The following is a 14,006-nucleotide window of genomic DNA, read 5'->3' on the forward strand; positions in this document are numbered from 1 at the left end:
TAAAATTCAGTCAATCTTCTGGTCAAAAATAGATATTAACGAATCGTGTTCAATCAGCTACAATGATTATGATAGCGATATCATAAAAGGTGATCCGGACATCATTTATAGTCACTATAAAAAATAAAGGGACGTGACAAAAATGACTACTGAAAAAATGTCTTTAGGGGACAGAATACAAGCAAAGCTAGGGCCGTTTTCAGCTAAAGTAAACGGAAATCTTTACATTCAGGCAATTCGAGATGCGATGTTGGCGTACATGCCCTTCACATTCGTAGCTTCAATCTTTTTAATCATTGCTTTTTTTCCAATTGATGCAGTAACAGACTTTATTACAAGTATTCTCGGTGTTGCAGATGCCAGTGTCTGGCAAGAAAAATTGCTATATGTGAATAATGCAACGCTGGCTATTGGTGGACTTATTGTCGTAATTTCATTATCCAAATCCTTATCAGAAAAGCTGGAGGTTAATGTTACACAAAACATTCTGACAGCACTAGTTTCTTTCTTACTATTGACTCCGTTGACTGAAACAGAAACAGGGCCGATGCTGGACATCTCCCGAATCGGTGCGCAATCCATGTTCTTATCCATCATCGTTTGTATTATCAGCGTGAAGCTGTATAAGCTGATTGCGGATAGAGATATCAAGATTAAGATGCCTGCTTCTGTTCCACCGGCTGTTTCCGGTCCATTTGAGTCAGTGATTCCCTCATTCATCGTCGTTTTCGTATTTTTCATTTTCCGTCTGATTCTGGAAATAGGCTTTAATAGCGATGCGTTGAGTCTGATTAATAAAGTACTAGGTACACCGTTGACCATGCTGGGCGGTTCCCTAGGCGGTATGATTGTCGTGAAGCTTTTTGAGCAGTTTCTTTGGTTTTTCGGCTTACATGGTTCGTCAATTATTGCAGCAGTTATGGACCCTATCCATCAGGTTTTGGAGGATCAAAACAAAGTGGCATCTCTTGCCGGAGAGGTTCCAGAAAATATTATCAGTATGAGCTTCAGAAGTCATTTTGCTTCTATTGGCTTGGTGGGAGCGGTCATTGCCATTTTATTGGTTGCTAAAAGCCGACAGTACAAAGAAGTAGGAAAAATCGCTTTTGTTCCATATCTGTTCAACATTGGTGAGCCGACTCTTTTCGGGATACCATTGATGCTGAATTTCAGCTACATTATTCCGTTTCTGTTGGGAAATACTATCTCTACAGTAGTTTCCTATCTGGCATTTGCCTCCGGCATCGTTCCGTTGCCTACAGGCTTGGCACAACTGCCTTGGACGACACCGATAATATTTAGCGGCTATTTCGTGACAGGAAGTATTAGAGGGTCATTGTTACAGATTGTCCTGTTGGTTCTGATGACTCTGTTGTGGCTGCCGTTTGTTAAGGCTGCAGATAAGCAGATTTATGAAAAAGAAATAACCACTGCTAAAGCTGAAGAGAACGAAGGATAGAAGGGAGAGAACGAAAATTAGTCTATTGATAAATGGCAGTATAATGCCTGATTCTGTCACAATTACAGATTCTGTGACGATAGCTTGGCGGGATATCCTGTTTGAGCAAGCAGGGTATTCCATAGAAATCACAGATAGAAACGGGCAGTTGATTTTTATAGAAGAGAAGCAAACTGCGGAGAAAGCCGCGATTATTAAATTAAACTCGAAACAGCTGACAGGTGAACGACAGACACTTTTGGTTGAGGTTACCTTGGAGTCGCCAAAGAATGAATTGCTGAAGCTGTCCAGCCAGTTTACAACGACCAGTCAAGGACTTGAAAAGGCTGAATGGATTACACGTTTAGATCATCCCATTGCGAAAGAGGGAACTTATTTTCGAGACAACCCGACAATTATTCTAACAAAAGTGATTCGATTAGAAGCAGAGATAAAGCAAGCTTGGATTGATATCTGTGGTCTGGGTTACTATACATTGTCTATAAATGGTAAAAGAGTAGGAAACGACTATCTGAACAACGACCTAAGTAATTATGATAAGGTTGTTTATTATGATACCTATGAGATTTCAGAGTATCTGATGGTTGGAGAAAACACGCTCGCTGTTGAATTGGGGAATGGCTGGTATAATCCGGCACCAATCAATATTCTAGGTAAATACAATGTACGTAAACAGCTATCAATAGGAAAGCCATGCTTAATCGCGGTTATTGACTTGGAGGATGTGGAGGAAAGAAGATGGCAAATCGCCACTGATACGACCTGGGAAAGTTCCTATGGGTCAATTCTTATGAATAATGTTTATGTCGGTGAACGAATGACAGATTGTCTGGACGAAAGCCGAAGAGGAAAAACTGTGAAAATCATAGGCCCTTCAGGTAGACTGACAGCAGGATTTATCCCGAAAATACAACGAGTGAAGAAAAGAGAACCTGTACGTGTGCTTTTTCAGGAGAATAGAGCAATTGTTGATTTTGGTGGAATTATCTCAGGTCAGCTGTCCTTTACTGTGGCAGCAGATTTTACAGGGACCATTCAATTAAACTATTCGGAAATGCTGTCTGCTGACGGTACCTTGAATTATTCAAGCACCATTAGTGGTACTTATGGTATTGCAGATTCTGAGCTGGGAATTGAACCGAATCAACAGATTATTCAACAAGATTCACTTAAAAAAACTAGGGAAGAAGTATTTGCTTTCTCTAATCAGTACACGTATCATTCCTTCCGTTATGTCGAGTTCATTTTTGATAAGCCTGTTTCCTTTGAAGAGGTAATAAAGGATATAACAGCGTTTAGTCTTCATACGAATGTCGAAGTGATTACGGAATTTACCAGCTCGAGCCCAATATTGAACGGGCTTTGGCAGGTAGGTCTTCAAACTCGATTAAACAATATCCATTCTTATTTTGAAGATTGTACCAGAGAGCGTTTTGGTTATGGTGGTGATATTGTCGCATTGATCGATTCCCATCTGTATTCGATTGATAGTCTCAGCTTGTTGAAAAAAGTGATGATAGATTTCATCAATGACCAGACGACACAAGGCGGAATACCGGCAACAGCGCCTTTTGTAGGTATTATGACAAATGGTCCCAGTAATAAAGCCGGTGCCGTTGATTGGCAGCTGGTTCTGCCGACCATTGCCAACAAGCTGCTGAAATTCTATGGTGATGCTTCTTTCGTTAAACAATTTATTCCAGAGCTGACCAGACATATTGAGTATTTACTCAGCTTTGATTTTGACTACATTAAAACTTGCAGTTTGGGTGACTGGGGTTCGATTGATGAAGTAGTGTATGGGCTGGTCATTCGCTCACCGGATCAGGAATTTTGCTCCGCCTGCAGCTACAGTATTATCCTTCAGGAATATGCAGCTGTGATGATGCAGCTTTCTGAAAAGAGGCTGGCAAAGCAGCTGTCAGAGAAAATCCATGAAGTGAAGCAACGAATTTACACAACTTATTATCATCAAGATGAGAAGATTTTCGGAGATGGTACACAATCTAGTTATATCTTTGCTCTTAAGGCTGACCTATTGGATACTGCTGATAAAAAAATGATGATTGAGCGGCTGGCAGATAAAATAGAAAGAAATGATGGTATTATTTCCGCAGGGATATTCGGAATGTCCTGGGTTTACGACTATCTGAAGGACTTTGGCCATAAGCAGCTTCTCTTTCGGTGGTTGACTCGAAAGCAACATCCAAGTTATCGTTCGATGTATCTAGAGACAGGCACGATAAGCGAGCATTTTCCAATGAAAGATAAGGATACAACGTATAACGGATCATTGAATCATGCGATGTTTTCCTCTTATTCAGCTTGGATGGCTAAACAGCTTCTGGGAATCAACTTTCCCGATGGATTACTTCAAAAGGTCATCATAGTACCAAATACTGAATTGTTCATCGAAGAGGTAAGTGGCAGCTTCAAGACACCATACGGGAAAATTGAGGTGCAGTGGACACAAACACAGGAAAGTATCGTTGGAAAAATAACACTACCTAAAAACATGTCCTACGAGTTGAGCTGCTCTAACAAGAGTTGGAGAGTAGAAAAGGTTTTAAAGGAATCTGCTGAATGTTATGAGCTGTTGGTTACGCTGACAAAAGAATAAAGCTCAAGATTTTATAGTATCAAAAGAATAGCAGACCGCTGTGATAAATGGTTCTATCACAGCGGTCTGCTTCTTTTTGAACGACGATTACCGAATTTCAATTTTTTCATTTTCCGGTTTCAAATTGATTGGGAATTACAAAAAGCAAAAGAGTCAAAACAACAGAAAGACTCATTGCAGGTGGATAAATAGTAACTGATACGACAAACCCAATAATTTTAAGGATGATATCATAAGTAAGCCAATGTACACGATGATTCATTCGCTTTAAAAATAGCTCACTGGAGGTATTTGGAGCAAGTAGTGTCTGATAGGTCAACAGATTTGAGAAGGTGACTAGTAGGACAATTAATCCGTAAAAGCCCTGTGCGACACCATTAGAGAAATTTGCAGCAACAATACTGGTGGAGTAAGGAAAAATGGATGAAAAGAAGAGCATAATCAATGTTGCCCAAACTGTTTTTTTCGATATCCTTTCGATATTTTCCCATTCATTATGAAGATTCACCCACATTGTGCCTAGCCAAAAAAAGGAAAGTGTATAAGCAAAAAAGTTTTCTCGTAATGCCCAAAAACCTGCAAAAGACAACACATCAGGTTTTTTTAGTTCTAAAACTAATAGCGTCATAATGATGGCCAGTACAGCATCAGTAAATGCTGCTAACCGTTCTTTTCTCATCGTTACCCTCCTTTCGACTATAAATCAAAAGAAGAATACATCCAACAAGTGATTTTGTAAAGCAATTGACTTGTCCATGAGTGGAAATGCTGGAGTAGGTAAAAGTTCATACAGTGAGTTTAGAATATCCTAATCCCTTAAAAAGAATAAACGGTATTCAAAAGCTTCATCAGGCTTCGAGAATCGGAGCAAAGCGAGAACTGCAGCCAAGCTTGTAGGAACCTAATACTTTGACTCGAGAGTCGTTAGACTGCTAGAGACAGCAGTTCTCTATACTTCGTTCCGATATCATCAACTTCTAAGTGCTAAAACACTTAGAGCCGAGGTACTTTACTGCGATAGTTGAACAGATGCAATAACCATACCTACTTGGTTATGGGAACTAAATGCCTTTTCACAAATCCATTGAATCTGAACCTAACTTATTTATATGCTAAAACAAACAGGTTTACATCATCGTTAACACAGGTTTGCAAGGTGATTCGTTCGCCGCCTCCGGTTCCCACTGTCAGATCCCATACATCCTGTCCTGTAGAAAGCTCTTTGCCATAATCATCAACCTGCATAACATTTTGAACGGTGTAAGTAGTTGGGGTGCCGGCACCATCTGTTACTACAATTTGGCTCCCAATACCTACGCTGAACAGAGCTGAGAACGCCCCAGGATTATGTCCAATGATATGGGTATTCATGCCATCATCTCCGGACTGAACAGGTGCTCCGCCCCATGTTGCTGCAACACCATTGGGATTGCTGTCAATAATTCCTTGTCCACTGCCTGTTCCGCCATTTTGATAAGAAATGGTTTGACCGGCAAGAGACAGTGTCATTGCTTGATAAGTCGGAGCACTGACTTCGACAGGCGCGGGTTGAGACGCTGTTTCCGAAACGATGGCAGATTGAACAGGCGTTGCGACCGCTTGCTCTTCAGGAGCAGGGGTATCAACTGCGACTTCCGATTCAACTGAGACAGAGGGTTCTGTTTCTACCTCGACAGGAGCTGTACTTGAAGCTGCCTCTGTTTCAACTGTTTGAGGTGTTGAGTTTTTTTCTGTGCTTGTTGTTGTACTTGTTTCTGTACTTTCCACAGTACTGCTCTCTTCTAGCTGGGAAGAGGCTGATACTGCTGAACGGATTGCCGAGGTATTTTCCGCAGCAACGCTGTGATCAAAGATGACTGCTCCGCCCAATAAAACAGCTGCTCCCATAGGAAATAATAACGCTAATGTTCTTTTTTTCATGAGAATCCCTCCAATTGGTGAGATCATCATTTATCGATAAACGCTAATCTATTCTTGACACCCACATCATATAGGACACCCTTGCATTATTCCTAATTTCCTGTTTATAAAAAACATGAAAAAATGATATAATTACTATTAAATCAAGGGATATTCAATTTTTATCATGTACCTAGAAAAAATTGAAACAGGGGAGGTAATGAGATGGAACGCTTATTATCAAATGAAATGAATCGGCGTGTATTGTTGTTGAATGAGCTATATAGTACCACTGAGTGGCTGACATCTGAACAACTGACCAAGTCACTAAAATGTTCAAGCAAGACGTTATTTTTGGATTGCCAATATTTGGAAGAACGTTGGGGGGCGTACCTGACGATTGAAATATCAAAAAAGAGTGGGATAAAAATGATTACAGCCCCACACCAATCGATTCATGATATTTATTCACAAATCATCAAAGAATCCTCGGCATTTATTTTGCTGGAATCAATATTTTTCCACCCAAATCATGAATCAAATTTTTTTGAAGAAAAGCTTTTCATGAGTAAGTCGACACTGTATCGTTTAACCAAAAAAATTAATGTCTCCTTAAGGGATCGAGAACTGAAGCTGTCACAAAAGCCTTTTTACTTATTCGGAAAAACAGAGCGGCAGATTCGCTATTTTTTTGCGGCTTATTTTTTAGAAGTATACGGCATTCATGATTGGCCATTTCTCTTTGATAAAGAGAAGATTTTGGCTTTTATCCAAAAAATTGATGAGAATTTTCAATTACAATTGACAGACATTCAAATCATTCACCTTGCTTTTTCGATTGCAGTGACGCTTATTCGCCAGCAGCAAGGATACTATGTACAGATTCCTGAGAAGGAACGAGAAGAGCTTGCAAGAGAGCAGGAGCAGCTGCTTATTTATCAAAATGAAATTTATGACTTTACAGGAATGCAACCGAAAGAAATCGCAGACTGTTGGTACGAAGACTTCATATATACCTTTTTCTGGTGGAATTTTGGTTGGAAATCTTTGCTGGAAAAGCAAGAAGTGGAAAGTGCTGGGGAGGACTTTGTGGAAACAATAAGGAATGCGTTGACGATTCCTGTTACAGAGAGCAGCAGGGAGAGAATTATCCGCCTTTTTCAAAATACGTATACCTTACACAAAATGTTTCCCTTCAAAAAGTATATGATTTATGATCGTTTTTTGTTTTCAAGTAAAGCAATTCAACAAAACTATGTGGTTTTTTCTGCGGTAGTCTCAAAAGCGTTGAAAGTACTAGAGGAGGAAACAGCTTTTCCGTGGTACCAGATGTATCAAAATGAGCTGCTTCATGAAGTGATGATTTATTGGGAGCATTTGGCTATTTATATGGATCAGCTGCGGAAAACGGTTTCTATACTGGTTTTGAGTGATCTTGGGCAAGAGCACGCTCAATCGATGGTCGATCAATTAACAAGTGCATTTCAATATAAAATTTCTGCCACTTATCAAAAACATGTGATATTGGATACGGATGTGTCAGGCTATCAAACAGCCGATTTATATGTGACAAATTATTTTCCGGAAGGAATGCTGAATGAGCAGTTGATTGTTGTTGAGGATGTGCTGTCTTCGAAGGATTTAAATGATTTGCGTGATTTCATTGATAAAGCAAGACTGATTTTGCCGGAGGATATCCCCTATTTACATAGTTAAGAATGCTTATTGGTATTCTTTTCTATGGTAAAGGCGTATTGCAGAAGCCGGACTTGCCATTGCTTTGTCCTGAATAGGCTTGCTTTTTATTTTTTCTATGCTATGGTTGTGATAGTTATGCTATTGGGAGGGGATTATCTTGCATGATTGAGCTGGACACACGGAAGTGCCAGTCATCATGAGGCTTCTTTGTGTCTTATTCAAAAAAATGGATAATAGATGAAGGAGAATAGACATGATCATAGTTAAAGGAAACGATTCAAGAAAAATCGAAAATATTTGGGATGTAGTAAAGAAGGAACACTCTGGGAATAAGGTAGCCATTGTCAGCCATAAAGGTGGAATTCCTCATAATTTTGTAAGAGGAAAGCAAATGCATGCCTATGAAACCTTGGCGACAGGAGACTTGGTTCAGGAAGTTGAACAGTTCATGCAATCGATTCGTGGGCGCTTTGAGGCGATTGTCTTGTATGTAAACTGTGAAAATCACTTCGTGGAGTCAATCAAAGAGCTGGCTGAAAAGTACCAGCAAAAAGTATTTTTGACTGTTCATGATGAAGAGACGATTTTAGCTATAGAAAACTATTGATTCAATAACTATAAAAGAGGTTGGGCCAGAAGTGGTTAGCTTCAAGCAATAAGCCGGAATTTACGAAAATTGTTTTACAAATTTTTGCTAAATTTCGGCTTATTGTCGAAGGAGCTGTTTCTGGCCCACCGTTTATTCGGATATAGTAACACTGGAAGTCTGGGAATTTCTTTATGTCCTAGGCTCCTTTTTTGTATTCAAAGACAAATTCGAATCACTAGATAGTTTGAAAATCATAAGAAGAAGTGTGCAGATACAAAAATCGCTTATTATCTGGAGCTAAACACTTCATTCCTTCTTTTTGCTTGTATTGATTTTTTGAAGAAAGAGAATCAATAAGAGTGTGGGACTGTAACAAATTTTTTTCATCAATAGCATATATCCGAACAAACGGCAGAACGCTTCTGCTCCTGTGATTACTCGTCAGACGGAGAGGCTTTGTCTCAGTCTCTTCCTACTAATCTAAGTATGTTTTTGTATTGCATGACGTAATGCCTATTTTTTTAGCTGATTTAGGCTGTTGGCCAATTTCTCCAATGCTTCCATATCATGGATTAAGTAGCTATTTTTTTTCTTTTCTAAAATATCGGCATCGCGAAAGCTGGTAATGGTTCGCAAAAGATGTCGGTAGCTTACATTTAATATTGCTGCACAGGTTGTTAATTGGAAGGAAAAAACACCATTTTTATGATGAGTCAAAATAAATTTTGCCAAGCGTGTTTCTACAGGTTCAGTTAAGGAATTTGCCAAGTTAATCCCGGAGTTGAGTCGATAGCTGAGTATTTGACAGATATTTTGTAAAAACCGAACATCTCGCTGTAACGTTTTTCTATATTGGTTTAGAGGAATCGCAACACAGACACATGGCGTTATTGCCTTAACACTGCTTTGAGGCAGAAGCCCCCATAGTGAAGACGCTTCGCCGAGAGGGGTTCCGGGCTTTGTATAATCAATACAGATGTTTTGTGTGCCGGAAGAATAGGAGTAGACCATCACCATTCCATCAACTAAGAAATATAGAAAGTCTGATGCAGTTTCTGCATGGATGAGATGATCCTCCTTCTCGAAGGAATATAAAGAAGCCATGGAAAAAAGGTCCGTGTCCATGTATGATTGCAAATCATGATTTTTTATGTATGCTGATAAGCGGTCGGGATTCTGAATTCTTTTCATGATTGATGACTCCTTATGTATTTTGCTTTATTATAACGTAGAATCAATCTGTACTCAACACGAACGATAATCGGTGGTTTTCGTAAATTGTTTGTAAAAATTATGTAAAATAGGACACAAGTCACTTCCAAAAATTGAAATCCTTGCTATTATTTAGACGTACCATATGAAACTGTTGAATCAGTGAGTAGTATGCGAGGATTCATTGCATGAGCAGTGTTGCTCTGAGAATGCATTTTTTGCTACAGTTTAATAGTTTTCATATCAAAATTCATTTCCTAGGAGGAGAAAAGATGCAGTTCAGGCAATTGGTAAAAGGGTTTATGGGCGTGATGCTTTTGGCAGCATTAACTGGATGCGGATCAAGTAATTCAGGAAGTTCAAATGAGGCTACTAAGGAAAAATTGGTTGTTCAATTTGTACCAACGAATAATGATGGAAGTATGGAAGCGAAAGCAAAACCATTTGCTGAATATCTCTCTAAAAAACTGGATCGTGAGGTAGAAGTAACGTTAGCAACTGATTACTCTACAATTGTTGAAGCGATGGGCTCTGGACAAGTAGATGTAGGAATTATGCCTCCGGCAGCCTATGTTCAGGCGAAAGACATGGATGCAGCAGAAGCAATCTTGACATCACAGCTTGGCGATTATGATCAGAAAACCGGTTTACCGTTGGAGGGAGAGCTGACAAATACCTTCAAAGGGGAAATATTAGTTCGTGAAGATAGTGATTTAAATAAATTAACGGATTTAAAAGGGAAAAAGATTGCAACATTAAGTCCCAATTCAGCCAGCGGGTACATCTACCCGGTTGCAGAGCTGAAGGATGCTGGTGTTGATCCAACGACAGATGCAACATTGACGACAGTTAATGACATCCCAAGTGAAATTACAGCAGTGTTGAACGGTCAAATGGATGCGGCATTCGTATTCGAGGGGGCTAGAAATGTGTTTGCTTCGAGCTTCTCTGATAATGACCTATTCAAGGAATTGAAAGTACTTTATCTGACAGAAGGCGACATTCCTAATGATGCGATTGCTGTTCAACCATCAATGGATGATGAGTTGAAAAAGGAAATCAAAGATGTTTTCCTTGGCATGAAGGATGATGAAGATGGTGCAGAGGCGATGTCATTGTGGGGGCATCAAGGCTATGAAGAAGCAGCTGATTCTGCCTATGATACCATTCGTGAATATACAGAAAAAGCAGCAGAATAAGACTTTGACGAATGCTGGTGCCACTTAGGCATCGGCATTCGCTAAAAATGGGGAAAGATAATGATTATTTTTGATAATGTTTCAAAGGTTTATCCGAACGGAGTAAAAGGTTTAAATAAAATCAATCTAACCATAGAAGATGGAGAATTCGTTTCTATTATTGGTTTGAGCGGTGCTGGAAAAAGTACCTTATTACGGTCGATTAATCGATTGGTGCCAATCACTGAAGGAGATATTCAAATTGATGGAACATCAATTACGAACGCCGGTAAAAAAGAATTGCGCTTGCTTCGTCGTCAAATTGGACTGATTTCGCAAAGCTTTAATCTGGTGAAACGGAGTACCGTTCAAAAAAATGTTTTGTCTGGAAGGCTAGGCTATTATACAACCCTAAAAAGTATCTTTGGCCTATTTACGAAAGAGGACTATCAGCGAACGAAAGAAGCGTTGGAGACAGTTGGTTTGTCGGATAAGCTTCATTCCCGCAGTGACGAATTGAGTGGTGGACAGCAACAGCGAGTTTCTATTGCTCGAGCCTTGGTTCAGCAAGCATCTATTGTTTTAGCGGATGAGCCAGTTGCTTCATTAGATCCTATTACTACCCAGAAGGTTATGCAGGACTTGAAGAACATCAACAAAACGATGAATAAAACGATAATTGTCAACTTGCATTCAGTACCGTTGGCGCGTGAATTTTCTACAAGAGTCATTGCCTTGAAAGCCGGTGAAGTGGTTTTTGATGGAACTCCGGAGGCATTGACTGATACTCGATTAGAGCAAATATACGGCAAAGCGATATTTGAAGAAAAGGCAGGGGAATCCACGTGAAGCTGAAAGAGACTGTTCACTTTAATTGGTATAAACAGCTGCTGATTCTGCTTATTTTATTGGTGTGCTTCTTTAGCAGTATGCGAATTACTGGTGCTGATTTTTCCAAAGTGTTTACGAACTCTAGTCAAGTCACTGCTTTTTTATCACGTTTTGTTCATCCGGAATTTAGCTATCTTCCAAAGCTGGTTGATCCGATGATTAAAACCTTGCAGATGTCTTTACTGGGAACGACGATTGGTGTTCTTATTGCAATACCAGTCAGTTTTTTCGCGACAACGACAATTACAGAGAATCGTTGGGTATCGACGATTTTTCGTTTTCTTTTGGGATTGATTCGAACGATTCCCACCTTGCTTCTGGCGGCATTGTTTGTAGCAGTTTTTGGTATTGGTGAAGCAACAGGTGTACTGACAATAGCCGTCTTTACTTTTGGCATGGTCTCTCAGCTGATGTTTCAAGCAATAGAAACAATCGATTTTGGTCCACTTGAAGCAGCCGCAGCTGTTGGCGCAAATAAGCTGCAAATTGCTGTATGGTCGGTTGCTCCCCAAGTAATGAGTCAGTTTGCCAGTTATGCGTTTTATGCATTTGAAGTGAATGTACGAGCTTCGACGGTTCTTGGCTATGTTGGAGCAGGAGGCATTGGTGTTATCTTGAATTCTTCCTTGGCATTATTGAAATATGAGCGTGTCTCGATTATCATTCTGACAATTCTGGTCACTGTAGCAATTGTTGACAAGCTGAGTGAGCAGGTGAGGAGGTCCTTCTTATGATACTCCGTGATGTAAGTAAAAAAACATGGTTCTTTTTGGGATTGTTAGTTGCTTTGCTGATTTGGTCAGGACTTAGTATTGACTATTCCGGACTGAGCACTTTTTCTCTTTCTATGGGAATGGATGTCTTGCGAGGATTAAGTCAGCCAGATTGGGGCTTTCTCTATGATGGAAGCGGCGAAGATTTAGTTAGCTTACTTCTGCTGACAATTGGCATTGCTTGTTTAGGGACAATGATTGCGACTGTTCTAGCGCTTCCTCTCACCCTATTAAGCGCAGGAAACTTATGGAGAAATCATCCTTGGATGACAAAAATAGGAAAATTTGTGTGTAATGTTTTACGGGCATTTCCTGAGTTGGTCTTTGCAATTATCTTTGTAAAGGTTGTCGGTCCGGGTCCTTTTGCTGGGGTTATGGCAATTGGTATTCATCAAGTTGGAATGCTGGGGAAACTATTTACAGAAGAAATGGAAGCCATGAATGAGGATTTAGTAGAAGAAGCAGAGGCTATCGGTGCAAATTTCTGGCAAACAATTTTCTTTGTAAGAATCCCTCACCTAATGCCAATATATAGCTCATTAGCGTTAAACCATTTTGAAATTGCGGTCAGAAGTGCGGCTACTCTTGGCTTGGTGGGTGCTGGTGGAATTGGCGCACCGTTGATTTTTGCGATTCAGACCCGTACATGGAGCAAGGTCAGTATTATATTGATTGGTGTTGTGCTCACTGTGTTCATTTTGGATCAGGTGACGGGAATAATAAGAAAGAAATTGAGATGAAGATGAATTTATTGCATATATCAGATATACATTTTCGCAGAGAATACGAAGCCTGTGAAGAAGGCTATAAAAGTATGCTCTCACTAATGAAAAATCCACTGCTTCAACTGGAGCAGTGCTTGCAGCAAGTGATGAATCAGGAAACAGTTGATTTGGTGATTATCAGTGGTGATTTGACAGAAGATGGAGAAATTGAAGATTATCGTTTCTTGAAGAAATGGCTCCAATCTGTTTTAGGAGACATTGAAATTATTGTCACATTGGGAAATCATGATATCAAAGAAAACTTTCGTGTTGGTTGGTGTGAAGAAGCTGCTTCAGCTTTGCCCTACAATCAGGTTATTACATTTCCTGATTTCACAGTTGTTTCTTTTGATAATTCTGCTCATGGGCATGAGAATGGTGTTGTCAGCGAGGAGCAGTTTCAGTGGTTGGGGGAAACGTTAGAAGCGTTGCAGGATAGACCAATCATAGTAGCGACCCATCACCATTTACTCTCTCAGCAAAGTAGCATGCCAAAGTGGTCGGGGACTGAACGATTTTTGGAGTTAATCGATTCTTCAAATGTTCTCTGCATTTTAAATGGGCATACTCATCATTCATACTTAGGTACTATTAATGGTGTTCCTTATTTTACTGTTGCCAGTATGTCGTTTGCAGGTGATGATTTAGGCGAGGGCATTGTACGCTTCGAAAATCGTTGTGGGTATAACCTCTATCAATTTGAACAAGGAAAAATGCTGCGCCAAATTTCTGAAACGAAATTCTCAGGACAGGTGTTGAAGGTTCTTGATATGCGTAGTTAAAAAGGTAGAAAGCTGAGTTCTAAGAGCTGACTCAAGCCTGAATGATAATCAGAAAAAAGAGCAGGGCAGAGATGCTTCTCGGCTCTTTTTCGCTGTATCTCGCGGAAAATCACCTAGGCAGAAGAACGATCAACTAAATGG

General features: G+C 39.9%; 12 protein-coding genes. 9 read left to right on the plus strand and 3 right to left on the minus strand.

The features are described 5' to 3' along the window. The first annotated feature begins 142 nt into the window (after positions 1–142). Together IW510_RS12270 and IW510_RS12275 are read left to right on the plus strand one after the other, a co-directional pair. A complete protein-coding gene (locus tag IW510_RS12270; RefSeq protein WP_202060053.1) occupies positions 143–1,459 on the plus strand; it encodes a PTS sugar transporter subunit IIC in 1,317 nt (438 codons plus the stop codon). A gap of 43 nt (positions 1,460–1,502) precedes the next feature. After that, positions 1,503–4,079 carry a family 78 glycoside hydrolase catalytic domain gene (locus IW510_RS12275; protein WP_202060055.1) on the plus strand — a complete coding sequence of 859 codons (2,577 nt, stop codon included), beginning with the start codon at positions 1,503–1,505 and terminating at the stop codon, positions 4,077–4,079. A gap of 106 nt (positions 4,080–4,185) precedes the next feature. Here the strand turns inward: IW510_RS12275 and IW510_RS12280 are convergent, their stop codons facing one another. Beyond that, complete coding sequence (locus tag IW510_RS12280) at positions 4,186–4,758, minus strand: TMEM175 family protein (protein WP_202060057.1); 573 nt, start codon at positions 4,756–4,758, stop codon at positions 4,186–4,188. A gap of 422 nt (positions 4,759–5,180) precedes the next feature. Further along, the gene (locus IW510_RS12285; protein WP_236674737.1) at positions 5,181–5,999 is read right to left on the minus strand and encodes a sortase domain-containing protein; all 819 of its coding nucleotides are present in this window, start codon (positions 5,997–5,999) and stop codon (positions 5,181–5,183) included. A 204-nt stretch (positions 6,000–6,203) separates the two neighbouring features. On the opposite strand from IW510_RS12285, the gene IW510_RS12290 reads away from it, so the two are divergent. Both IW510_RS12290 and IW510_RS12295 read left to right on the plus strand, forming a co-directional pair. After that, on the plus strand, positions 6,204–7,694 hold the full coding sequence (locus IW510_RS12290) for a helix-turn-helix domain-containing protein (RefSeq protein WP_202060061.1): 1,491 nt from the start codon (positions 6,204–6,206) through the stop codon (positions 7,692–7,694). A 235-nt stretch (positions 7,695–7,929) separates the two neighbouring features. Further along, complete coding sequence (locus IW510_RS12295; protein ID WP_202060063.1) at positions 7,930–8,283, plus strand: hypothetical protein; 354 nt, start codon at positions 7,930–7,932, stop codon at positions 8,281–8,283. A 495-nt stretch (positions 8,284–8,778) separates the two neighbouring features. Here the strand turns inward: IW510_RS12295 and IW510_RS12300 are convergent, their stop codons facing one another. Beyond that, positions 8,779–9,456, minus strand: coding sequence for a cyclic nucleotide-binding domain-containing protein (locus IW510_RS12300; RefSeq protein ID WP_202060065.1), 678 nt, complete (start codon positions 9,454–9,456; stop codon positions 8,779–8,781). A gap of 293 nt (positions 9,457–9,749) precedes the next feature. Here IW510_RS12300 and IW510_RS12305 point away from each other — a divergent pair, with 293 nt between their 5' ends. Genes IW510_RS12305 through IW510_RS12325 form a run of 5 tightly spaced genes read left to right on the plus strand, consistent with a single transcriptional unit; the run spans position 9,750 to position 13,865 of the window. Next, positions 9,750–10,676 carry a phosphate/phosphite/phosphonate ABC transporter substrate-binding protein gene (locus IW510_RS12305; protein ID WP_202060067.1) on the plus strand — a complete coding sequence of 309 codons (927 nt, stop codon included), beginning with the start codon at positions 9,750–9,752 and terminating at the stop codon, positions 10,674–10,676. Positions 10,677–10,736: 60 nt separating this feature from the next. Then, positions 10,737–11,504, plus strand: a complete 768-nt coding sequence (phnC, locus tag IW510_RS12310; RefSeq protein ID WP_202060069.1) for a phosphonate ABC transporter ATP-binding protein — start codon at positions 10,737–10,739, stop codon at positions 11,502–11,504. Next, a complete protein-coding gene (gene phnE, locus IW510_RS12315) occupies positions 11,501–12,280 on the plus strand; it encodes a phosphonate ABC transporter, permease protein PhnE (protein WP_202060071.1) in 780 nt (259 codons plus the stop codon). The genes phnC and phnE (IW510_RS12315) overlap by 4 nt, the downstream gene beginning before the upstream one ends. Then, positions 12,277–13,059, plus strand: coding sequence for a phosphonate ABC transporter, permease protein PhnE (gene phnE / locus IW510_RS12320; protein ID WP_202060073.1), 783 nt, complete (start codon positions 12,277–12,279; stop codon positions 13,057–13,059). The genes phnE (IW510_RS12315) and phnE (IW510_RS12320) overlap by 4 nt, the downstream gene beginning before the upstream one ends. A 2-nt stretch (positions 13,060–13,061) precedes the next feature. Beyond that, positions 13,062–13,865, plus strand: coding sequence for a metallophosphoesterase family protein (locus IW510_RS12325; protein WP_202060277.1), 804 nt, complete (start codon positions 13,062–13,064; stop codon positions 13,863–13,865). Positions 13,866–14,006: the final 141 nt, after the last annotated feature.

This window comes from Enterococcus sp. BWR-S5 (genome assembly GCF_016745255.1).
GTDB lineage: Bacteria > Bacillota > Bacilli > Lactobacillales > Enterococcaceae > Enterococcus_L.

Bases quoted from the DNA above. Each gene is read 5' to 3' on its own strand.
- IW510_RS12285 (WP_236674737.1), bottom strand. From the start codon at position 5,999: ATGAAAAAAAGAACATTAGCGTTATTATTTCCTATGGGAGCAGCTGTT.
- phnE (WP_202060073.1), top strand. From the start codon at position 12,277: ATGATACTCCGTGATGTAAGTAAAAAAACATGGTTCTTTTTGGGATTG.
- IW510_RS12280 (WP_202060057.1), bottom strand. From the start codon at position 4,758: ATGAGAAAAGAACGGTTAGCAGCATTTACTGATGCTGTACTGGCCATC.
- IW510_RS12305 (WP_202060067.1), top strand. From the start codon at position 9,750: ATGCAGTTCAGGCAATTGGTAAAAGGGTTTATGGGCGTGATGCTTTTG.
- phnC (WP_202060069.1), top strand. From the start codon at position 10,737: ATGATTATTTTTGATAATGTTTCAAAGGTTTATCCGAACGGAGTAAAA.
- IW510_RS12295 (WP_202060063.1), top strand. From the start codon at position 7,930: ATGATCATAGTTAAAGGAAACGATTCAAGAAAAATCGAAAATATTTGG.
- IW510_RS12300 (WP_202060065.1), bottom strand. From the start codon at position 9,456: ATGAAAAGAATTCAGAATCCCGACCGCTTATCAGCATACATAAAAAAT.
- IW510_RS12270 (WP_202060053.1), top strand. From the start codon at position 143: ATGACTACTGAAAAAATGTCTTTAGGGGACAGAATACAAGCAAAGCTA.
- IW510_RS12275 (WP_202060055.1), top strand. From the start codon at position 1,503: ATGCCTGATTCTGTCACAATTACAGATTCTGTGACGATAGCTTGGCGG.
- IW510_RS12325 (WP_202060277.1), top strand. From the start codon at position 13,062: ATGAATTTATTGCATATATCAGATATACATTTTCGCAGAGAATACGAA.
- IW510_RS12290 (WP_202060061.1), top strand. From the start codon at position 6,204: ATGGAACGCTTATTATCAAATGAAATGAATCGGCGTGTATTGTTGTTG.